General features: G+C 43.2%; 20 protein-coding genes. 18 read left to right on the top strand and 2 right to left on the bottom strand.

The window, feature by feature from the left end:
• Nucleotides 1–16 precede the first annotated feature (16 nt).
• From COP04_RS18710 to ltrA, 3 genes are all read left to right on the top strand, one after another.
• Complete coding sequence (locus COP04_RS18710; RefSeq protein ID WP_100489397.1) at nt 17–913, top strand: conjugal transfer protein; 897 nt, start codon at nt 17–19, stop codon at nt 911–913.
• A gap of 669 nt (nt 914–1,582) precedes the next feature.
• The gene (locus tag COP04_RS18705) at nt 1,583–2,152 is read left to right on the top strand and encodes a YdhK family protein (protein ID WP_100489396.1); all 570 of its coding nucleotides are present in this window, start codon (nt 1,583–1,585) and stop codon (nt 2,150–2,152) included.
• 590 nt (nt 2,153–2,742) lie between these two features.
• Nucleotides 2,743–4,128, top strand: coding sequence for a group II intron reverse transcriptase/maturase (gene ltrA, locus COP04_RS18700; RefSeq protein ID WP_100489395.1), 1,386 nt, complete (start codon nt 2,743–2,745; stop codon nt 4,126–4,128).
• A gap of 96 nt (nt 4,129–4,224) precedes the next feature.
• Here ltrA and COP04_RS18695 read toward each other — a convergent pair whose 3' ends face one another.
• Both COP04_RS18695 and COP04_RS18690 read right to left on the bottom strand, forming a co-directional pair.
• The gene (locus COP04_RS18695; RefSeq protein WP_100489394.1) at nt 4,225–4,464 is read right to left on the bottom strand and encodes an SHOCT domain-containing protein; all 240 of its coding nucleotides are present in this window, start codon (nt 4,462–4,464) and stop codon (nt 4,225–4,227) included.
• Between the two features lie 60 nt (nt 4,465–4,524).
• Nucleotides 4,525–6,195 carry a multicopper oxidase family protein gene (locus tag COP04_RS18690; RefSeq protein WP_100489393.1) on the bottom strand — a complete coding sequence of 557 codons (1,671 nt, stop codon included), beginning with the start codon at nt 6,193–6,195 and terminating at the stop codon, nt 4,525–4,527.
• Between the two features lie 545 nt (nt 6,196–6,740).
• Here COP04_RS18690 and COP04_RS18685 point away from each other — a divergent pair.
• The 15 genes from COP04_RS18685 (at nt 6,741) to COP04_RS18615 (ending at nt 21,588) form a co-directional block, all read left to right on the top strand.
• Nucleotides 6,741–9,140 (top strand): heavy metal translocating P-type ATPase, encoded by a 2,400-nt coding sequence (locus COP04_RS18685; protein WP_100489392.1) that lies wholly within the window; start codon nt 6,741–6,743, stop codon nt 9,138–9,140.
• A 67-nt stretch (nt 9,141–9,207) separates the two neighbouring features.
• Entirely contained in the window at nt 9,208–9,423 is a 216-nt protein-coding gene (locus COP04_RS18680) for a cation transporter (protein ID WP_100489391.1), read from the top strand.
• Nucleotides 9,424–9,487: 64 nt separating this feature from the next.
• Nucleotides 9,488–9,703 (top strand): copper chaperone CopZ, encoded by a 216-nt coding sequence (gene copZ, locus COP04_RS18675; RefSeq protein WP_100489390.1) that lies wholly within the window; start codon nt 9,488–9,490, stop codon nt 9,701–9,703.
• Between the two features lie 317 nt (nt 9,704–10,020).
• Nucleotides 10,021–10,686 (top strand): PspA/IM30 family protein, encoded by a 666-nt coding sequence (locus COP04_RS18670; protein ID WP_100489389.1) that lies wholly within the window; start codon nt 10,021–10,023, stop codon nt 10,684–10,686.
• Nucleotides 10,687–10,782: 96 nt separating this feature from the next.
• A complete protein-coding gene (locus COP04_RS18665; RefSeq protein WP_100489388.1) occupies nt 10,783–11,286 on the top strand; it encodes a DUF4178 domain-containing protein in 504 nt (167 codons plus the stop codon).
• 19 nt (nt 11,287–11,305) lie between these two features.
• On the top strand, nt 11,306–12,118 hold the full coding sequence (locus COP04_RS18660; protein ID WP_157800385.1) for a DUF4247 domain-containing protein: 813 nt from the start codon (nt 11,306–11,308) through the stop codon (nt 12,116–12,118).
• A gap of 195 nt (nt 12,119–12,313) precedes the next feature.
• Nucleotides 12,314–12,973: a TIGR01906 family membrane protein gene (locus tag COP04_RS18655; protein WP_100489386.1), complete on the top strand. Its 660-nt coding sequence runs from the start codon at nt 12,314–12,316 to the stop codon at nt 12,971–12,973.
• Between the two features lie 153 nt (nt 12,974–13,126).
• The gene (locus tag COP04_RS18650; protein WP_420852772.1) at nt 13,127–13,834 is read left to right on the top strand and encodes a response regulator transcription factor; all 708 of its coding nucleotides are present in this window, start codon (nt 13,127–13,129) and stop codon (nt 13,832–13,834) included.
• Nucleotides 13,831–15,240: a sensor histidine kinase gene (locus tag COP04_RS18645; RefSeq protein WP_100489384.1), complete on the top strand. Its 1,410-nt coding sequence runs from the start codon at nt 13,831–13,833 to the stop codon at nt 15,238–15,240. The genes COP04_RS18650 and COP04_RS18645 overlap by 4 nt, the downstream gene beginning before the upstream one ends.
• 317 nt (nt 15,241–15,557) lie before the next feature.
• A complete protein-coding gene (locus COP04_RS18635) occupies nt 15,558–15,749 on the top strand; it encodes a hypothetical protein (protein WP_010025838.1) in 192 nt (63 codons plus the stop codon).
• 29 nt (nt 15,750–15,778) lie between these two features.
• Entirely contained in the window at nt 15,779–15,943 is a 165-nt protein-coding gene (locus COP04_RS20080) for a hypothetical protein (protein ID WP_010025839.1), read from the top strand.
• 434 nt (nt 15,944–16,377) lie between these two features.
• Nucleotides 16,378–16,551 carry a hypothetical protein gene (locus COP04_RS19810; RefSeq protein ID WP_157800384.1) on the top strand — a complete coding sequence of 58 codons (174 nt, stop codon included), beginning with the start codon at nt 16,378–16,380 and terminating at the stop codon, nt 16,549–16,551.
• 196 nt (nt 16,552–16,747) lie between these two features.
• Complete coding sequence (gene ftsH / locus COP04_RS18625; protein WP_100489383.1) at nt 16,748–18,604, top strand: ATP-dependent zinc metalloprotease FtsH; 1,857 nt, start codon at nt 16,748–16,750, stop codon at nt 18,602–18,604.
• A gap of 178 nt (nt 18,605–18,782) precedes the next feature.
• Nucleotides 18,783–19,097 carry a winged helix-turn-helix transcriptional regulator gene (locus tag COP04_RS18620; RefSeq protein WP_100489382.1) on the top strand — a complete coding sequence of 105 codons (315 nt, stop codon included), beginning with the start codon at nt 18,783–18,785 and terminating at the stop codon, nt 19,095–19,097.
• 376 nt (nt 19,098–19,473) lie between these two features.
• Nucleotides 19,474–21,588 (top strand): copper-translocating P-type ATPase, encoded by a 2,115-nt coding sequence (locus COP04_RS18615; RefSeq protein WP_100489381.1) that lies wholly within the window; start codon nt 19,474–19,476, stop codon nt 21,586–21,588.

Below are 21,588 nucleotides of genomic sequence, written 5' to 3'. Positions count from 1 at the left end.
AAGGAAGTTTTAAACGATGAAAATCAGAAGAAAAGCAAAACTGTCCAAGCCTCAAAAGGTCCATGTGATGAAAGTTGGTCCCCATCGAAAATGGGTGATTTTCCTCTGGATTCTGCTGATCAGCAGCGTTGCTTTTGGGATATATAAAAATTTTACCGCCGTCAATAGGCACACGGTTCATGAAACAACAGTGATTGAAAAACAAGTGATCGATATCAACCCGATCGAAAATTTCATCAAAAACTTTGCTAAAGTCTATTATTCATGGAAAAACAACCAGAATGTAATCGACCAACGGACAGAAGCTCTCAAAGGGTATCTGACTAAAGAATTACAGGATTTAAACATCGACACCATTCGCAGGGACATTCCTACCTCTTCTTCAGTTAACGACGTGGAAATCTGGAAGGTAAGGCGAATCGATGAACACGAGTATGCCGTCATTTTTTCCGTTGATCAGCTGATAACGGAGGGCGACACAAAAAAGGCGGTGAATGCCTCTTATAAGGTGGGAGTCTATATGGATAAAGCCGGAAACATGGTCATCGTCAGAAATCCCACCATTTGCGAGAATCCTGTGAAGTCAGGTTATGAGCCAAAAGCAGTAGAAAATGATGGTACGGTGAATGGAGGTACGACAGAAGAAATCAACGTATTTTTAAAAACGTTCTTTAAACTATATCCTACTGCAAGTAAAGAAGAACTGTCCTACTATGTCAAAGACAATGTGCTGAAACCGATTGGCAAGGACTATGTCTTTTCAGAGATGATCAATCCGGTGTATCGGAAAGTGGGCAATCAAGTGCAGGTTTCAGTATCCGTGAAGTATCTCGATCAGCAAACAAAGGCGACGCAGATTTCACAGTTTGATTTGACTCTGCAAAAAGATAAAAATTGGATGATTGTTAAATAAAAAGTATTTCGGTTAGTTCAAAGAACTTAAGCCATTTATCTCAGAAAAGCTAAAAATATCAGTAGAAGTATTGGATGAAAAAAAAGTTTAGCTTCTTGATTACTTTTTTCAATAAGTGCCTAATATTAACCCACCGGCTGCCAGTAGGTTTTTTCAGGACTCGGTGAAATATTTTCATACAGTCTTAATGCTTCAACTTCGTAGTATTAAGAGTTTATTCGGGCTGTCTTTTTGTCCTGACAGGAAAAATACGAGGGTAAACGAGAGAATGCATTTTTCTTTCGTGCTTTTTTTTCTTTTTTTAGGTAGACTAAAGTATCTCTTAAAATCATTGCCAAAGGTACTGTTTTCAATTTCAGTAACCACCTTAGTAATGATTTTTTTATGGTACGAAATGCTTTAAGGCGTTCATCATTGATAAACTAGGTATGATCGATAAACTGATTCCGCATCTCGTATGTATTTGTATTCCTCAATGATTTTATCTGCTCTTTACTAGCCAACTGGCATACCTCCGTAGGAACTCAATAACCTTATTATAACGTAAGTACAAGCCCTGGAAGGGGGGACATCGCAGTTCCCAGATCTGACAGGGCATACGATTTATTTTCATCTTATAGGGTATATTACCTGATGTGATTAATTTTATTGTGTCAGGAGTGATCAGCTTTGGCAATAAAAAAATTCTGCGTATCCTTTTTTTTATTAGTTTTTGTTGTAGCGTTAACTGGGTGTAGCACAAGCCAGGGAACAAATGACAGTTCAAGCTCCATGAGCCATGATATGAATAGAGATCATGATCAGCACGCTATGTCGTCGGATCGCGATGTTCCACAGGACCTTGTAGCAACAATGAATCCTGAATTTAAAAAGGGGAGTAAAGTGACGCTGAAAACAGATCATATGTCCGGTATGATGAATGCTAAAGGAACGGTTGCCGGAGTTTATACTACTAATGTGTATACTGTTACTTATCATCCAACTAACGGTGGGAAGGTGGTTAGAAATCATAAGTGGGTTATCCAGCAAGAGTTACAGACTCACAACAAAGGACTTCTCAAAACGGGGACAAAGGTTAATCTAAACGCCAGCCATATGCCAGGGATGATGGGCGCAGAAGCAACAATTGACAGTGCTAAGCAAACGAATATTTATATGGTCAATTATACCGATACTAAGACTGGAAAAGTGATAAAAAGCCATAAATGGGTGACTGAAGATGAATTGATATCTCGATAATTCATCTATATTTTGATCATTATTCGTTCTTTCCCCTCCTTTTATTCAAGGTATACCGATGCTCATTTTGCAGATTATAATTTTTCTATGAATTAGTAGCTACTCATGCAAAAAAGTGAGGGGGAAAGTCATATTGACTTTCCCCCTCACATTTAGTGCGCCCGGCATGGGCGATAACTTGGCGGTGAAAGTCCGCTGTAGACCGTAGCGGTCGGAACTACTAGCTGAGGACAAGGGTGTCTCCTGTGAGGGAGAATCTGAAGGAAGTCTCAGGCAAAGTGCTGAACTGATGGACAAGAACCAGCTATAAGGCTGTGCGTCATGGATCAGGTTGCTAAACAAACCAAAGTCCGATACCGCTCCAAATGACGGACAGTAAAGCTGGCAGTGACCTGGCACGAAAGTTATCGCTCTTACCCGGGGAGATCTGCATCATACGTGGCCGACAAGAGGGACGGTATATCCCACAGCGACAAACGGTACAGTGATGTGCCGCCGAATGATGCAGAAGTCAGCCGAGGTCATAGTAGCTGCCTTTGCAGCGAAGGACTGAACTATAACAATTCTTACTGATACTGGAGGTGGAAGCCGTGCGACCATCGCAGAAAACAGAACATCAAGCTGACCACCGGAGAAGGATAGGCATGGAAGGCCAAGAGGACTTCGGGGCGCGTAGTACGGCTTCCGGTGAACGTGCAGCTGAGAATGGCACGTCAATGATGGAGCGTGTCCTGTCGCGAAAGAACCTGAATCAGGCCTACCTTCGGGTGAAGCGCAATAAGGGCGCGGCAGGAATGGACGGAATGACCGTAGAAGAAGCCTTGCCCTATCTCAAAGAACACGGAGACGAATTATTAGTATCATTACGAAAAGGAACCTATAAACCGGCCCCGGTAAAACGTGTAGAAATCCCCAAACCGGATGGATCCAAGCGTAAACTTGGCGTACCGACCGTTGTGGATCGCATGATCCAGCAAGCCGTGGCGCAAGTGATGATGCCAACGTTCGAAAGGGTGTTTTCAGATCGCAGTTATGGATTCAGGCCGCATCGCAGGGCTCATGATGCGATCCGCCGAGTGATGGCGCTCTACAACCAGGGCTACCACTATGTGGTGGACTTAGACCTGAAGGCCTACTTCGATACGGTCAATCATGATCTTCTGATGAAATTTATCAGTCAGTATATTGACGATCCGTGGCTCCTGCATCTGATCCGCAGATTCCTGACGAGTGGGGCGATGAACGGTCGACTCTTTGAGGCAACGACTAAGGGAACGCCGCAAGGTGGGAACCTGTCGCCTCTGCTGGCCAACATCTATCTCAATGAACTGGATCAGCTGCTCACCGCAAGAGGCCATGAATTCGTGCGCTATGCGGATGACTGTAACATTTATGTCAAAAGCCGGCGCGCGGGATACCGAGTCCTTGTCAGTATCACCAGGTTTCTGGAGAAAGACCTGAAAGTGACAGTCAACCGGCAAAAGACGCAGGTGGGTTCGCCGCTGAAGCTTAACTTTCTGGGATTCTCCCTGGGTGTCTCCCGTAAGGGTGCCTATGCGCGACCCAGCACGAAAACCAAGAAGCGCATCAAAAGGACCCTGAAGCAAGTGACCAAGCGCAACCGGGGACGCAGTCTTGATGTCCTCTTCAGAGAAATCCGGCTGAAAATGAGGGGCTGGCTCCAGTACTACGGGATGGGGCAGATGAAGAGCTTTATCCAGCGCCTGGATGAGTGGCTTCGCTCGAGAATTCGTCAATATATCTGGAAATCATGGAAGAAAATAAGAACCCGTCTCAGGAAACTCCGAAAGTTGGGGATGTCGGAAGCACAAGCCTTCACCTTCGCCAACACCCGTAAAGGATACTGGCGGACGGCGCACAGCAAAACGCTTTGTTACACCCTAACGAATGAAAAGCTGGAGCATCTTGGATTGATTAATCTCTCCAAGACACTCCGGCATATTCAAAGTGCTTAAGTTATTGAACCGCCGTATACGGATCCGTACGTACGGTGGTGTGAGAGGTCGGCAGTGTGAACTGCCTCCTACTCGATTTTAAGACCTATCACCTGTTCAGTCATCCAAGATCTTTTTCATTTCTTTGTATTCATCCTCTGTGATTTCACCTTGGGCAAATCGTTCTTTTAAAATCGCGTACCCTTGTTTATTGGTGTCTGAATGGTGATTCAATTTTTTAATTAGGGTAACCACTAGATAGATCACGGCAATGAATAGTGATAGTTGCACAAGCCATCCGATAAGACCCATACCTATACTAAAACCACTCATCATACCACCATTCCATCCCATCATATCTACCACCACCTTTGAGACTATTGTAACGTGATCGCTTAGCCTCTATTTTAAAAATACTTACTCCGGTTTATTGTTACTCGAAGAACTTGGAACATAACTTGAATGGAAATCTGTATACTGGACCTCGGTTATCATCCCTGCATTCGCGTGATGCAGATCGTGGCAGTGAAACAGCCAGTTACCCGGATTATCGGCCAGGAAGGCAACCTCATAAGTTTCACCCGGTTTTACATTCAACGTATCTTTGTAAATGGGGGAACCGCTGACCGGTTTGCCATTTTTGCTCAAAACCTGGAAAAAGTGGCCATGGAGATGCATTGGATGGTTATTCATATGATCACGATTGACCAGCTTGACCTTCACGCGATCACCCGTTTTAACCTTAATCGGATCTGTACTTGGGAAGGTTTCCCCATTGATCGTATAGATCATCCCATTATTGTTCATACCTGCATTAAGGTTCATGGTATAGGTGACGTCGTATTTTTGATTCAGCGTAAACTCAGGTTTTGTTTTAGACCCGTAGTCAGCAAAGTTTATAGCCGGCAATTGTGTGCTTGCATTAGGTTGATCGGTTGTAGCCTTGCTGCCTTCATAGTCAATCAAAGCCTTCATCCCGTTTGTACCCTTTGCTGTTCCATGATCCTCGATATACCATTTTCCCGGATTGTCCGCAGTAAAGGATACATCATATCGTTCACCTGGTGCGATGGAAATGACCTGATTTTTAACGGCCTGCGGATTGTTTATAGGCTGACCATCAGTTGCAATCACTTTAATGTTGTGACCATGGATATGAATGTTATGCGGGAGATAGCCGGCATTAATGAAACGCAGCCGAACCTTATCGCCGTTCTTAACAGTTAGGGGCTTGACCAGACTGCCGCTTTTTCCATTAATGGTGTACAAGTCGTACATGCTCATATTGTCGGCCATCATATTCCCGGGCATATTCATGCCGTTACTGTTTCTGCTATCTGAACTGATGTTGTCCATATTATCCATATTCATTCCACTACTGCCACCACTATTTGAGCTGCCTTGATCTGAACCGCCCATATCCATGCCGGGCATGCTGCCCATTCCGGAATCTCCGTTGTTCTTATTGCTTTGACCCGCAGGTGTCATCGCTTTAATCTGACTGTTGATCTGATTTTTATCGGTCACCCATTCGTCCAGCATTAGGGTGTAATCCTTATCATATTTTTCTTTAGGATCTTCAACAATGAAGGCCCCATATAACCCTCGGTCCACCTGATTCACTGAATCCTGGTGAGAGTGATACCAATAAGTGCCTGCTTTGTCAGCAACGAACTCATAAGTGAAGCTCTTTCCTGGGGCTACAGCGTTTTGTGTGACACCTGGGATACCATCCATTTTATTAGGAACTGGATAACCGTGCCAGTGAATCGAAACGGGTGCAGAAAGCTCATTCTTTAAGGTGACACGCACTTTCTGGCCTTTTTGTACATGAATTTCCGGTCCGGGTGCTGATCCGTTAAACGTCCAAACTGGGACAGTAACGCCGTTGCTCAATTTTTGTGTCCCTTTTTCGGCAACAAGCGTAATATTTGGCCCTCTCAATATTTTGGGTGATTCTGAAGCAGCTGATTCGCTGCTCGCAGCCTGCTTGTTGGCTGTTTTGTTGCTATTTTCTGTAGTCGCAGAGCACGCAGTAATGATGAGTAGTGTGAAAATTGCCAGTGCGACGAAAAGAAACTTTTTCATGGGTACACTCTCCTTATCTCGTTTCCACAAGTGTATCGAACAAATGTGGAGAAACTGTGAAGATTTATAAATACTCAATAAAAATAAAGTTTAAATCAATGTATCTAGAGATCGTAATGATCAAGAAATCTATAGCTATTAAATGTTAAATATAAAAGGCAGAGATCGTATCATTCCTTAGAACTGAGGGAATAAGGAAACCTGATGTTTCTCTGATTTTCCATTTCTATTCGTGCTTGTTCGCAAATGATTTCAAAAAAGATATGATATTTTTCATATCCTAACAAAAACTACACATCTGTTTATTAGAATAAATGAGACCAAGGGATAAGCAGTGCCTTCATTTAATTACGAAAAGCCCCACGACTAGGTATAACAGATCGCTCAATTTATCATTTGACACGTATACCCCCCATGGGTATAATAAAGTTGAAAGAAGATGGCAGGAGCTGTTAACCTGAATCTTTAGTTGGAATAAATACAAATCATTTATTCTGGGGGTTCACATTGACTTCTGGATGAACGGATATAAGGGGATGAAATGGATGAGTTCAAAGGCAATGCAGATTGGGATTACAGGGATGACCTGTGCTTCCTGCTCGACAAGGATTGAAAAATCGCTCAATAAGATGGATGGCGTCGAAGCGAATGTCAACCTCGCATTGGAAAAAGCGAAGGTGACCATCCATGAGGAAAAAGCAAAACCCACGGACATTGTACAAAAGATTGAAAAGCTGGGTTACGGCGTGCGAACGCAAAGGTTGGATACGGATATTCTTGGTATGACCTGTGCCTCTTGTGCCGCGCGTATTGAAAAGGGATTGAGCCGTATGGCAGGTGTCGTATCAGCCCAGGTTAATCTAGCGACTGAGTCTGGAACTGTGATCTTTCAGCTCGGGATCACCGAACCTACTGCGATTTATGATCAAGTCAAGAAACTCGGTTACAAGGCTGTCCCGAAACAAGAACAGGCGACGGACGAAAAAGAGAAGGAACTTAAAAGAAAGTTGCAGAAACTGATCATATCCGCGGTTCTTTCGCTGCCGTTGCTTTACACCATGATTGCACACTTGCCCTTTAACACAGGCCTACCGATCCCTCAATTGCTGATGAATCCATGGTTCCAGCTCATCTTGGCTGGTATTGTGCAGTTCTACATTGGCGGCCAGTTTTATATCAGTGGTACAAAGGCTCTATTAAATAAGAGTGCCAATATGGATGTTCTGGTTGCACTGGGTACGAGTGCTGCTTACTTTTATAGCGCGTTCGAGACACTCCGTTATCAGTTCGGCGGACTCACCAGTCCTGAGCTGTATTTTGAAACGAGTGCGATTTTAATTACGCTTGTCCTGTTGGGTAAATATTTTGAATCACGTGCAAAAAGGCGGACGACTGCGGCGATTACTGAACTGATGGGACTGCAGGCCAAAGAGGCGACAATCATTGAGGACGGGAAGGAACGAAAAGTACCGATCGATCAGGTTGCTGTCGGTGATTTGTTACGTGTCAAACCTGGAGAAAAAATACCTGTAGATGGTATCGTTGTCAACGGCCGTTCTTCTGTTGACGAATCAATGATTACTGGTGAATCCATCCCTGTCGAAAAAGGAAAAGATGACAAAGTAATCGGCGCAACGGTGAATGCAAATGGAACGCTGACCATGAAGGCTGAAAAAGTAGGGAAAGATACGGCACTTGCCGGGATTGTCAAGATTGTTGAGGAAGCCCAGGGATCAAAAGCACCGATCCAGCGGCTCGCTGACAGTATCTCGGGTATCTTTGTCCCGATTGTGATCGGTATTTCGGTGCTGGCATTTCTTGTCTGGATTCTGTTTGTCACTCCCGGTCAGTTTGCCCCAGCACTGATTGCGGCTATTAGTGTCCTTGTGATTGCCTGCCCTTGCGCTTTAGGCTTGGCAACGCCGACATCCATCATGGTTGGAACCGGCAAGGGGGCTGAGAACGGCATTCTTTTTAAAGGAGGTGAATATCTCGAAACAACCCAAAGTCTGCAGGCTATTCTGTTCGATAAGACGGGGACAATTACTAATGGTAAACCGGATGTTACTGACATTATTGCACTGAATGGCGCAGCAAAAGAAGAACTCTTAACGCTTGCTGCTTCAGCAGAATCAGCCAGTGAACATCCGCTGGCGCAGGCGATTGTTACCTATGGAAAGCTAAGCAGCCCGGATCTCCCATCACCGGATCAGTTCAAAGCTCTTGCCGGTTATGGTATTAAAGCAACTGTTTCCGGGAAGGAAATAGCAATCGGCACACGGCGGCTGATGAAAGATGAAGGCATTTCTTTTGCTGAGACTGAGGAACGGATGAAGAAGCTTGAATCTGAAGGGAAAACGGCAATGTTTGTTGCCTACGATGGCAAGCTTCAGGGTATTATTGCCGTTGCGGACACGATCAAGACATCTTCGAAGCAAGCCATTGAAGAATTAAAGACACGTGGTCTTTCGGTGTATATGATTACGGGCGATAATGAGCGGACGGCTCAGGCAATTGCCAGACAGGCAGGCATTGACCATGTGTTTTCCGAGGTCCTTCCCGAGGAAAAAGCAGCTAAAGTGAAAATTCTTCAAAAAAAGGGACTGAAGGTAGCCATGGTTGGTGATGGAATAAATGACGCTCCGGCATTGGCTACAGCAGATATCGGCATGGCAATTGGCACTGGAACAGACGTGGCAATTGAGGCAGCTGATATCACATTGGTCGGTGGTGATCTGCTTCATATTCCAAAAGCGATTGATTTGAGCCGGAAAACGATGCGGAACATTCGTCAGAACTTGTTTTGGGCTCTGTTCTATAATACGGTCGGCATTCCGGTCGCCGCACTTGGCTTACTTGCACCGTGGGTAGCCGGTGCTGCCATGGCCTTTAGTTCCGTATCCGTCGTGACGAACAGTTTACGTCTGAAACGGGTCAAAGTCTGAAATTGAAAGGTTTTTTGACTGAGAAGCTGTAGAGCATCAAAAAAGATGAAAAGGAGATTGATGGCTTATGGCAAAAACGAAGCTTGATGTTAAGGGTATGATGGGAGACCACTGCAAGAATCTGGTGACTCAAACACTGAAGGGTCTTGATGGGGTATCTGCTGTCTCTGTTGATCTTAAAACTGGTGAAGCTGCTGTCGACTATGATGAAACGAAAGTACAATACGACAAAATGAAAGAAGCTGTCGAAGAACAAGGATACGATGTTGTTGGACAGCACTGACGTTTAAATCTGTCCATTCATCTTTAAATAAAAAATTTTCAGTGTAAAAAAGGAGATTGAAACGATGGCAAAGACCACACTTGATGTAAAAGGTATGCATTGCGGACATTGTAAAGCCTCGGTTACAAATGCTTTAAAGGGATTAGATGGTGTATCTGACGTTTCTGTGGATCTTGAAAAAGGTAAAGCGTCAGTTGAATATGATGATGCAAGGATTCAGTTCAGTAAGATGAAGGAAGCAGTTGAAGAACAAGGATACGATGTTGTCGGACAGAATTAATTGTTAAGAAGTGCCTCGCCCGAAATGGGTTAGAGGCATTTTTTTATACCATAAAATAAACAAGACAATGAATTAAAGTAAAAAAGCGGGTAGCTTTGATGTTTCAAAATCATGTTCAATTCTCTTTTTAGAGAAATATCACTTTTACATGGTTTCTACACATTTAACGTGTAATCTTATTGCAGTAGAGAAGGGGGCGTATCATTGATATAAAACAGCAAATGGCGAATGTACTTATCAATAAGGTAAAAAAGTGTTGGTCACCCTTTTAAGGGGATCCGATATCGACATGAAAAACAATCAGGAGGTTTTATTGAATGTCACTATTTAAAAGACTGCGTGACCTTACCGTTTCAAATATTTATGCTGTGATCGAAAAGGCAGAAGATCCAGTGAAAATGACCGATCAGTATCTACGCGATATGCAGGAGGATCTGCAGGAAGCGGAACATGGCGTTGCGGCGCAAATTGCCCTTGAAAAAAAATTCAAGGCCCTTTACGAGGAACAAAAAGCCCTTGTGGCTAAACGTGAAGAACAGTCGCACCTTGCTGTTGAAACAGGAGACTTGGATCTGGCACGAAGAGTTATCGAGGATAAGCAAAACGCTGAACGAAAAATGAATGAATACAAGGAACGCTTCGAACAAAATCAGGCGTCTGCAGAAAATCTTCGTCAAAAGCTGGATGAGATGCGAAAGCAGGTTGCCGAGCTGAAGGATAAACGGGAAACTCTTGTCGCACGGGTTAACGCTGCCGAGGCGCAGAAAAAGATTAATGACACGATGTCTGGCTTTGATTCCAATACAGCGATGGCCGGACTGAAACGGATGGAAGAAAAAACACTGCAACTAGAAGCTGAGGCTGAAGCAAGCGGAGAAGTCTATAAAAAAGAAAAATCCATCGATGAAGAGTTTGAGAATCTAGGAAAGGACAAGAAAGTCGAAGATGAACTGGCACAGCTCATCGAACAGCATAAAAAATAAAGGATAACAATAGGCAAATCAATGAGCCGGCACGCCGAGAGAATTACAAAAGACGGCTGTCGGTTTTATTTTTGCAAATGGAAAGGAGATAAAGAAATGTCCCTACTTCACCGAATCATCAATTTAGTGAAGAAGCCCGAACCTCCAATTGAAGAAAAAACGCCTTACACTTTATCTATTGGTGACATTGTAGATCTTTCACTTAATAGTTATACTGTTGCGGGAAAAATGTTTTTTCCGGAGCGTCAGGAAGCCTTCTTTACTTTAAAGGATGGCAGTTCAATCAAATATTTTCGGGTGACTAAGAGAGAAAAATTGGATCTCGTGCTTTATAAGGCAATTGACGGACGTCTTGAAGACATCAATGAAATTCCAACGACCATTGAGATGGAAGAGACATTGTATCATATGGAAGATCAAGCGATAGGCTCAATTCACTCGTCAGGTGATACCCCTTTTTCATCTTCTGATGAACACTATCTCTGGGACTTTCAATCAGATAATTGGAAACTACTACGAATCGAATGGCAGTCTGGCCAGATGATGTTGTATGAGGGAGAGGATGTCCTGCCGATGGACGTCAGGATCATTCAGTCATGAAAAGAAGGAAGCGTTAAATATGATTAAGCGATTGTCAAACAGCATAAAAATTGTATTGGCTATTGTTCTCGGGGCTTCCCTTTTAACCGGATGCTCTGCCTCCAGATCTGGTCAGCCATCTGTAACCGGAGGCTATCCGCTGACCTCCGTATCCAAAAATGGAAATCAGGAGTCCTATATTTATCAGGCTGACAAACAGTCGGTTCCGGAAGTAGCCAAGAAACTGAGCGACCAAAAAAAACCGGATCAGATTTCCAGAAACGATAACCAGCAAATGTTCCTTGTCTATTCTGATGAATTATATGACATTCAGAGAGACAGCAAAAATCCGGAAAATACTTTAATTGAAGTAAGTAATAAAGAGTTTGTTCGAAATAATTACAGTTCGTCGTTTTTGAAGGGATATCTGTCTGCCATTCTCTTGGATCGATTGTATCAATTGGGCAAAGGCGCTCTAGGCAATTATCGTGGCTATACGGATGGTAATACAGTTCAGCCTACGGTAAAGTATCAGCCTCCTACCGCCAGCGAAAAGAAAACGATTCCTCCAATAACGAAACAGACAACCGGCTCGATTATTAAGCGTAGTCGCTCCGGGAACAATTCAAACTCGTTTTCAAGTACATTCTCAAGAATAAGGAATAGCGTTACAAAAGATGTAGGACAGGCGATTAATTCGGTAGAGAAAAATACAGGGAAAATCTTGAAATCGGATACGGGTCAAGGGACTAATAAAGTTTTTCCGAAAAATTCAAGAATTTCAATCCCAAAAAATAATTCCCCGCCAAAAATCAAATTCAAAAGTTTTGGAAGGATTATGAGAAGAAAATGAATTTAGATTACCAATTAATTGATGACAAAGCTACTGATTGATTTCAGTTTAATGGCCGTCGATGAAATTCTGTTCGGGACTAAGCCGTAAAAGAGAGGCTTAGTCCTTTTCCTGACAGAAATATGAATCCACCATTTTTCAATTCTTTAGGCTTATGGGGTTCAAATCAAAATATTCATATGGGTGTGTGTGCGGATGCATTTCAAAAAATCCAGTGTACTTCAGTTCCTGCTTGCCATCAATCTTGCGTTGTTTATTATTTTCCTGTCAATAGAGCTTGCTCTGCTCTTTAAACCTCTGTACTATTTCGATATTTGGTATCTTGGTATTGACAAGATTGCAGGTATCAGTAGAGATAGAATTGTGGAAAACTATAATTACATGATTCAATATCTGTTAGATCCAAGGCCTCAATTCTTTAAGCTTCCATCCCTGCCTTACTCAAATCGCGGACAGATTCATTTTGGGGATGTCAAGAGGATCTTTACTTCGATTGAGCTGCTCTTTATCATCACAGGTTTAGTTAGTGTGGCCGGCCTGTATCGCAGTATTAAGCTTGGGGCGATCAGTGTTCTGAAAAAAACATCTTTCATTCTTCTGTTCTTCATTATCGTTACTTTAACTGCTTTCACCTTGAACTTTGATGCATCATTCACTTTGTTTCACAAGATTTTTTTTAGAAATAATTACTGGCTGTTCGATCCGGTTACAGACCCTGTGATCACGATCCTCCCGGAAGCCTTTTTTCTACATGCCGCTTTATTTATTTTGATTTGGATTGTTATAGGCATGATTTTATTAAGTGTATGTCATAGGAAGTTATTGAAAAGGTGGAAAAATAAGTCTGTTTTCTAATCAAACCATCCATAGGAAGAGATCCAGGTTTTACGAATACTGGGTCTTTAAGAAACATGAGGATGTATGGTGAGTACTGATCTGATCTTAATTTGTTAAAAAATGTAATCTTGAAAATTAAAATTTGCTGTATGATGGGAGAAGGTGATGAGTATGAAGAAATTATATGTCTTAATCGTAGATGATGACTGGAAGTTGCGCAATTTGTTACGTATTTACTTATCTAAAGAAGGTTTTGATACTGTTGAGGCAGCGGATGGCAATGAAGCGATGTTGAAAATTAAAAATCAGTCCTTTGACCTGGTCATCCTTGACGTGATGATGCCCAATATGGATGGTTGGCAGGTCTGCCAGTCGATTCGAAAGACACAATCCGTTCCTATTCTGATGTTAACGGCTTTAGGTGAGACAAAAGAAAAAGTCCAGGGGCTGGAACTCGGCGCAGATGATTATCTGACAAAACCCTTTGATCCAGAGGAAATGATTGCTCGCGTTCATGCGCTGATTCGCCGCGCATCCTCGACCCCGACCAAACAAACAAATAACGATGTGCTGAATTTTACCGCACTAACGATTGATAGAGACGGACGCCAGGTTTTTGTTCATGATAAATCGGTGGATTTAACACATAAAGAATTTGACCTGTTTGCTACGCTGGCCAAAAATAAAGGCCGTGTTCTGTCTCGTGAACAGTTGATTGAACAAATATGGGGTTATGATTTCGAAGGGGATGCGCGGGTTGTCGATATCCACGTTAAAAATATCAGAGAGAAATTAAAGAGATCCGGTTTAGCCTATAACCCGATTCAGACAAGCTGGGGAGTCGGTTATAAATTTGAGGCAGAGGTCGGAAAATCATGACGATCAATAGAATTGGGTTGAAGTTGGGTGCGGCTGTCATCGTGCTGATGATTGTGATTCTAGTATCATCCGGCCTTGCTGTTGATCGATTGTTCACAAATTTTTATGATACTCAAATGAAGGACAATACACAGGAAATAGCTGCACACTTTGTGACTATGGCAGAATCCAATGATACTTCTTCACAATCCATGATTCGAGCTTTTGCCAAATTTTCAAGCGTAAAAGTCTATTGGTTGAACGATGAAGGAAGGATCTTGACACTTCCAGGGGAAAAACAACCGAATCTGTCTTTATTACGTGCAGGCGATACTCGGCGCCTGCTTTCCGGTCATTCTGTAGCTTTTCAAAACCATGATGTTCATGGAAACCGATTTTATGTCGTTGGCAAACCCGTACAAATCGGAAAAGCAACCCGATCTGCGATCTATATTGTCTCCTCCATGAAAAAAATAGATGACTCTTTGCAGCGGCTTCGAAATCTGCTGATGCTATCCGGACTGGGCGCGTTTTTGCTCGCTCTAGGTATGATCCTGATTATGAGCAAACTGCTTTCCCGCCCTCTGCTTCAAATGCAGCAAATGACCGATAAAATGGCAAAAGGAAACTGGGATACACGACTTCAGGTCGGGAGCCGGGATGAAATCGGCATGCTTGGGCACTCCATTAATGATCTGGCTGCCAGTTTGCAAAGATATCGAGATACACGGCGAGCGTTTTTCTCAAACATTTCACATGAACTTCGAACACCAGTCACTTATCTTCAGGGCTATGCAAAAGTTCTGACAGATGGATTAGTTAACTCTGATAAAGAAAAAAAACAGTACCTCTCCATTATTTATCAAGAATCCGTTCGTCTTGAGCATTTGATTAATGATCTGTTTGACCTCTCAAAGATGGAGGAAGGACAGATCAAACTTAAGATGGAATGGATGGATCTGAAGGTAGTCATAAAAACAGCTGTTCAGAAAGTCAAACTTAAAGCCGACAGTAAACGGCTAAGCCTGCAACTGGATTTTCAAGATCAGATTCCGTTCATTCGAGGAGATCGTAAACGGATGGAACAAGTACTGTTAAATTTACTTGAGAATGCCATCCGTTATACGGAGAAGGGCAGCGTTCTTGTACGACTGACCGGGAAGAAAGAAGCAACTGTCCTTTCCGTATCAGACACAGGCATTGGTATTCCTAAAGAAGAGTTGCCTTATATCTTTGAACGATTTTATCGAGTGGAGAAATCACGTGCGCGTGAATACGGGGGGACTGGATTAGGCCTGTCTATCGTCAAAAAATACGTTGAAATGCAGGACGGAACGGTTCGAGTTGATAGCCAAATGGGCGTCGGGACTACTTTCACATTGATCTTTACTCATGAAAAAAAGCAGAGAAGGGACGGGATGAAATAATGAAGAAAATTGATTGGTTCTTTTCACTTTTTTTAATTATCGTTGGACTAACCTGCCTTCTCTTCTCAGCCAATGCTTTTGGTCATGAGAGTTTTCTTGCATTTGGGAGGATTTTTTTCAAAGTCTGCATGTGGGTCGCCTGCCCTGTGATCCTCTTTGGCAGCCTGTATTTATGGTTCCATTACAGGAACAAAGAGTAATATGTAAATCTTTTTTTATTTTTTCAACAATTACTCGCCTTCTACATGTTTTCCACACAGATTCCACACATTTCTTTCCTATAATCATTATTGAAGAATGAGAGGAGGAAGAAATCAATGGACTGGTCTTGGCTACTATTACTCGCTTGTCCCCTTATGATGCTCCCGATGATGTTTATGATGATGAAGGGAAATCATTCAGAAACGGATCATTCTGAACATCAAAAAAGCTCGAATGAATTGAACGACCTGAAAGAACAGAATAATCTTTTGCGGGAACAGCTTCAACAGCTTAAAAACAAGGATTAATAATCAAAGTTTACGAGGAGGAATTTTTTATGTCTTGTTGCGGAAATCACAATCATGAAGGTCATCAGTCTGAAAGCCATCAACACAGCACACATCAGCATATTCATGAGAAACAGAATGAATTTGACGCGTTAAAAGAACAGAATGATCAGTTGCGGAAAGAACTTCAGCAGCTGAAAAGTAAACAAGCATAACGAGATTGAGGAGGGATTTTTGATGAATTGTTGCGGGAATCATGATCATAACAGTCAGGGTCACGAAAATCAAAATCAGGGAAATGAAAATCATAGTGCTCATGGAACTCATCAACACAATCATAACCTTATGATGGCAGTCTGCCTCATTATTCCAATAGCTGTGATCATTGGTCTGTTTTTCACAGGCGGATTTTCAGGATCAAATAGTTTGCTCATACTCGCGGCTGTACTTATTTGCCCGTTGATGCATCTGTTCATGATGCCGGCTATGATGAAGAAAGGTAATGGACATCATCATTGACTTGAAAAAAGTTTCAATTCGACTTTTCTTTATAGGGACGAAAACTCAATCGGGTTTTTCGTCTCTATTTAATAAGGATTTCATTGATCATTACAGATAATAAAACCAGTAAAAAGAGGTGAAATGTAGATTGACAAAATCAAAAGATGAAAAAGCACAACCGGGGACTTTAGCTTGGCAAAAGCAAAAAATAAGAGAAGAATATGTTTGTCCCATTTTAGAAAAGGAAAATCAATCAATGAGAACACGGAGAGGATCTAAACAGAATCTTTTTAACAAAAGAACCGTTAGAACTGAATTTTAATCAGGTGTTGTTAAGTTGAACTCTGCAGATAAGAGTGAAGGGAATACTCTTATCGCTGTGACTTAGAGCTGCCACCGATGTGGCTTTACATAAAGAATTCACATCTCCATCAGATAATTAAATGATGAACGGTGAAAATTAGAGTGACTTTCACTTTTGAAATACAGGGTTCCTTATGCGTGAGTGGAGGAGACGGATGAAACGCGTCTATAGAAATATGATCATTTATGTCTTTATCGTTCTGGTTGTTGCAGGCGTGACCAAATGGCTGACCAGTCCAAACAACATTGTTGAACCGATGTCTTTCAGTACCTTTCAACAACATCTTGCCAAAGGGGATGTCAGAGAACTGACGCTTCAGCCGGATGGGAGTGTCTATACAGCAACAGGCCGCTTGAATAAGGGAAAAAAGAATACGACATTTAGAGCCTATGTCCCGGCAAGTGAAAAGGAAATCAATCAAATCACTTCATTGGCTGAACAATCCAATTTGACTATTCAACCAGAAGCAAGTACACCTGGTTGGGTCGTATTTCTTACTTCACTGATCCCATTTGTTCTCATGTTCTTGCTGGTTTTCTTTCTCATGAATCGTACACGTGGTGGCGGCCAAATGATGAGCGTTGGTAAAAGTAAGGCTAAACTTTATAAAGAGGATAATCATAAAGTCACGTTTAAAGATGTGGCGGGTGCGGATGAAGAAAAGCAGGAATTAGTTGAGATTGTCGATTTTCTAAAAGAACCGAGAAAATTTATTGCTTTGGGTGCAAGAATACCAAAAGGCGTTTTACTTGAAGGACCTCCGGGAACAGGGAAAACATTGCTGGCGCGTGCGGTTGCCGGAGAAGCGGGTGTTCCCTTCTTTTCAATCAGCGGCTCTGACTTTGTTGAAATGTTCGTGGGTGTCGGTGCTTCAAGGGTTCGTGATTTATTTGAACAGGCAAAAAAAAATTCACCTTGTATTATCTTTATTGACGAAATTGATGCCGTCGGCCGCCAGCGAGGAGCCGGTCTAGGCGGAGGAAACGATGAACGGGAACAGACTTTGAATCAGCTGCTCGTTGAAATGGATGGTTTTGCGGCCGATGAAGGAATCATAATCATTGCAGCGACAAACAGGCCGGATATTCTGGATCCCGCTTTGATGAGACCAGGCCGTTTTGATCGCCAAATTCCAGTTAGCCGTCCAGATCTGAATGGACGTGAGGCTGTACTTCGAGTTCATGCACGAAACAAACCGCTATCGAAAGATATTGATTTGAAAACGGTAGCTAAGTTGACACCAGGATTTTCCGGAGCAGATTTAGAGAACTTGTTAAATGAAGCAGCACTGGTTGCTGCACGCGCCAACAAGATCGTCATTGATATGGAGGATATTGATGAAGCAGTTGAACGTGTCATAGCAGGGGTCGCAAAGAAATCACGTGTCATTTCCAAAAAAGAACAAAATATTGTTGCCTATCATGAATCTGGGCATACAATCATTGGTCTAGCTCTAGACGGTGCCGATGAGGTGCATAAAGTGACGATTATTCCACGTGGACAGGCAGGTGGGTACACGATTTCCTTGCCTAAAGAAGATCGCCATTTAATGACCAAACCGGAACTGCTGGAACAGATCACCGGCCTGCTTGGTGGCCGTGTGGCTGAAGAGATCACATTTGGTGAAGTATCTACGGGAGCTAGCAATGATTTTCAGAGAGCTACAAATATCGCAAGACGCATGGTGACTGAGTGGGGGATGAGTGAGAAGCTTGGCCCTCTGCAGTTTGGAAATAGCAGTAGCCAACCCTTTCTCGGCATGATGCCAAGCGAACAAAATAATAGTGATCGAATTGCTTACGAAATTGACACCGAGGTTCAGCAAATCATTAAGCGACAATATACACGTTGTAAGGAACTGTTGGTGGAACACCGTGATAAATTGGAGCTGATCGCGCAAACTTTGTTAAAAGTTGAAACACTGGAAGCCGAACAAATTAAGGCATTGTATGAACGTGGAGAATATATTGAACCTAGCAGAGACCGTTTTAGTGAGAATACGACGTCCTAAACAGTATGTATGAATGATTTTTATAATTATTGTTGGTTGTCAGAAGTAAACCTTCAGGTTGGAATTCAATATTTATTACAATATTTTCCATTGGATTTGCGTCATCGACTGCCGGTCGTAATGATGCTCAAGCAGGGGGCTGGATATTTTATGATGATTCATCTGGAGGCAGACAAACATGACGGAGACGAATTTTTCTCCTAAGTTCGAGAAGGGGATGTCTATACTGAGCAAACGCTGGACAGGACTCATCCTTTTTCAACTGTTCAAGGGAAAACAGCGTTTCTGCGAAATACAGTCGGCCCTTCCTTTAAGCGGGCGAGTTCTTTCCGAGCGTTTGAAAGAACTTGAGGTAGAAGGCATTGTTAAGCGAAAAGTATTCCCAGAGATACCAGTCAGAATAGAATACTCGTTAACTGAAAAGGGAAGGGCTACTTTACCTATTATCACAGCCACTCAAAATTGGTCTGAAGAGTGGATTCTTGTGGAATAAAAATGAAAAAATCGAAATGATATTACGACTAGAAGAGAGAACTTCCTTTTTAGATATACAATTAAGTAATTTTCAATAATTTGAGTTTTGATTAGCTTCACGTCGAATAGAACATATTTGATACGAACATGATTGTATTTTTTCCAAAAAAAGAATTGACAAAGGCGAGGAGGGGCAGATGTCAGCCTGCCTGATTTTTTTTTGGAGGTTAACAGATTCTACACGTTTTCAACTCAAAATCTACATCATTACTGGTTACTATACTTATGAAGGAGAAAATCCTATAAAAACCATGATCCGCTTCTGAAGGCGACACGGAGCATAAATGTAACTTTTGTCCGGCAACATCAAAATTATGTGTAAAGGAGAATGTATGATGGACGCAGGAAATGCACAGCACATTCACGGACATCAACATCAGATGCAGGAACATGTGATGTTGAGCAATCACTCGATGCAGGACCAGGGCCAGCAGGAGGAATCCTCTGAAGAACGGGAATATCGTTCCTTAATGAAGAAATGGTGGCGGGCAGCGATTGTATCCGTTCCTGTTATCTTAGTCTCCTACCCCAATTTATTTGGATTAGGGAATTTATTTCCGATGGGAAGCGGACAACTTTGGTGGGCACGGCTGATCATGGGACTGCTTGCCCTGTATGTTGTGATCCGAAGCGGCGGTCAATTCTTTGTCGGCACCTGGGAAGGGCTGAAACAGCGCTCCGCTAATATGAACACGCTGATCGCAACCGGTGTTTCAGCGGCGTGGCTCTATTCTCTTGTCGCTCTGTTTTGGCCGCAAATTTTTCCGAGACCTGAAATGGCTGATGTCTACTATGATGTCACCACAGTTGTCACGGCGCTCGTTGTTCTTGGATCGGCGCTTGAAGTGAAAGCAAGAGGGCGGTCATCCGAAGCGATCAATAAACTGGTCGCCCTTCAGCCGCAGACAGCCAACGTTGTACGGGATGGAAAAGAAGTCAGGGTTCCGCTCGAGGAAATAAAAATTGGGGATCATATTGTTGTTCGCCCCGGTGAAAAGGTCGCCATTGACGGAACCGTTGTTTCCGGAAGTTCAGCTGTTGATGAATCGATGCTGACCGGAGAATCCATACCTGTGGAAAAGAATGAAAACGATGAAGTTTTCGGAGGGACATTAAATAAAACCGGAAGTTTCACATTCAAAGTAACCAAGGACCAAAAGGACTCGGCATTGGCCAATATTGTGGAGATGGTGAAACAGGCCCAGGGATCGCGTATCCCCGTTCAAAAAGTTGTCGATCAGGTTTCGTCATTCTTCACTCCGGGTGTCATTATTGCGGCCATACTTGGCTATATCGTCTGGTATGATTTCGGGCCGCAGCCGGGATGGGTATACGCATTGATTGTTGCGGTGACGACCCTAATCATTGCCTGCCCGTGCGCGCTGGGTATGGCAACCCCAATGTCCCTGACAACCGGCATTGGAAAAGGGGCAGAAAACGGGATTTTAATCCGCTCCGGAGAAGCGCTGCAAATCGCACAGAAACTTAAAACGATTGTCATGGACAAAACCGGCACGATTACGGAAGGAAAGCCTTCACTCACGGATATCGTTCCCCTTGGAAAGTTTACTGAGGAAGAACTTCTTTTAATCAGTGCTTCGATTGAGCAGGGATCTGAACATCCGCTGGCGTCCGCTATTGTGGAAAAGGCAAAGGAGAAAGGGTCGAGGCCTGTTAAAAGCGAGGGCTTCAATGCGATTCCGGGACATGGAGTTGAAGGAACAATTGACGGAAAAAAGATCTATTTCGGCAATTTAAAATTAATGAAGGAAAAAGGGATTCCTCTGGACGGTTTTAACCGTTATGACGCTTCTATGGCCGATCAGGGAAAGACACCGATGTTCTTGGCGATTAATGGGGAAGCCGGCGGTATCGTCGCGGTTGCGGACACCGTCAAGAAGGATTCGCTTTCCGTTATTCATGAATTGAAATCAATGGGCCTGGAAGTCGTGATGATTACCGGGGACAACGAGCGAACGGCCCGCGCGATCGCTAAACAGGTGGGCATTGATCGGGTTCTGGCGGAGGTGCTTCCTCAGCATAAGGCGGAAAATGTCCGCAAGCTTCAGGAAGAAGGGAAGAAAGTGGCCATGGTCGGCGACGGAATTAATGATGCGCCCGCTCTCACGCAGGCCGATGTCGGTATCGCCATCGGAACCGGAACGGATGTCGCCATCGAAGCCAGTGATATTACCCTTATTTCCGGGAGCCTGAAGGGAGTCGTCAGTGCCATTAAGGTCAGCAGAGCGACGATGAAGAACATTTACGAAGGGCTGTTCGGCGCATTTATTTACAATGCGATCGGTATTCCCATTGCCCTGGGGGTTCTCTATCCCTTCACAGGTATCCTATTATCGCCGTTGGTCGCCGCGGCAGCGATGGCCTTCAGTTCTTTAACCGTTGTCTTGAACGCCAACCGTTTGAAAAGATTGAAACTTAAATTTAATTAA

This window comes from Sporolactobacillus pectinivorans (genome assembly GCF_002802965.1).
GTDB lineage: Bacteria > Bacillota > Bacilli > Bacillales > Sporolactobacillaceae > Sporolactobacillus > Sporolactobacillus pectinivorans.
The sequence above is the reverse complement of the archived record's forward strand: the minus strand, read 5'-3'. Positions and strand labels throughout refer to the sequence as shown.

What these genes read in the sequence shown, in the direction of transcription:
- COP04_RS18615 (WP_100489381.1), top strand. Translation starts at nt 19,474, where the DNA reads ATGGACGCAGGAAATGCACAGCACATTCACGGACATCAACATCAGATG.
- ftsH (WP_100489383.1), top strand. Translation starts at nt 16,748, where the DNA reads ATGAAACGCGTCTATAGAAATATGATCATTTATGTCTTTATCGTTCTG.
- COP04_RS18670 (WP_100489389.1), top strand. Translation starts at nt 10,021, where the DNA reads ATGTCACTATTTAAAAGACTGCGTGACCTTACCGTTTCAAATATTTAT.
- COP04_RS18710 (WP_100489397.1), top strand. Translation starts at nt 17, where the DNA reads ATGAAAATCAGAAGAAAAGCAAAACTGTCCAAGCCTCAAAAGGTCCAT.
- COP04_RS18645 (WP_100489384.1), top strand. Translation starts at nt 13,831, where the DNA reads ATGACGATCAATAGAATTGGGTTGAAGTTGGGTGCGGCTGTCATCGTG.
- COP04_RS18665 (WP_100489388.1), top strand. Translation starts at nt 10,783, where the DNA reads ATGTCCCTACTTCACCGAATCATCAATTTAGTGAAGAAGCCCGAACCT.
- COP04_RS18655 (WP_100489386.1), top strand. Translation starts at nt 12,314, where the DNA reads ATGCATTTCAAAAAATCCAGTGTACTTCAGTTCCTGCTTGCCATCAAT.
- COP04_RS18685 (WP_100489392.1), top strand. Translation starts at nt 6,741, where the DNA reads ATGAGTTCAAAGGCAATGCAGATTGGGATTACAGGGATGACCTGTGCT.
- COP04_RS18635 (WP_010025838.1), top strand. Translation starts at nt 15,558, where the DNA reads ATGGACTGGTCTTGGCTACTATTACTCGCTTGTCCCCTTATGATGCTC.
- COP04_RS20080 (WP_010025839.1), top strand. Translation starts at nt 15,779, where the DNA reads ATGTCTTGTTGCGGAAATCACAATCATGAAGGTCATCAGTCTGAAAGC.
- COP04_RS18620 (WP_100489382.1), top strand. Translation starts at nt 18,783, where the DNA reads ATGACGGAGACGAATTTTTCTCCTAAGTTCGAGAAGGGGATGTCTATA.
- COP04_RS18660 (WP_157800385.1), top strand. Translation starts at nt 11,306, where the DNA reads ATGATTAAGCGATTGTCAAACAGCATAAAAATTGTATTGGCTATTGTT.
- COP04_RS18680 (WP_100489391.1), top strand. Translation starts at nt 9,208, where the DNA reads ATGGCAAAAACGAAGCTTGATGTTAAGGGTATGATGGGAGACCACTGC.
- COP04_RS18650 (WP_420852772.1), top strand. Translation starts at nt 13,127, where the DNA reads ATGAAGAAATTATATGTCTTAATCGTAGATGATGACTGGAAGTTGCGC.
- copZ (WP_100489390.1), top strand. Translation starts at nt 9,488, where the DNA reads ATGGCAAAGACCACACTTGATGTAAAAGGTATGCATTGCGGACATTGT.
- COP04_RS18690 (WP_100489393.1), bottom strand. Translation starts at nt 6,195, where the DNA reads ATGAAAAAGTTTCTTTTCGTCGCACTGGCAATTTTCACACTACTCATC.
- COP04_RS18695 (WP_100489394.1), bottom strand. Translation starts at nt 4,464, where the DNA reads ATGATGGGATGGAATGGTGGTATGATGAGTGGTTTTAGTATAGGTATG.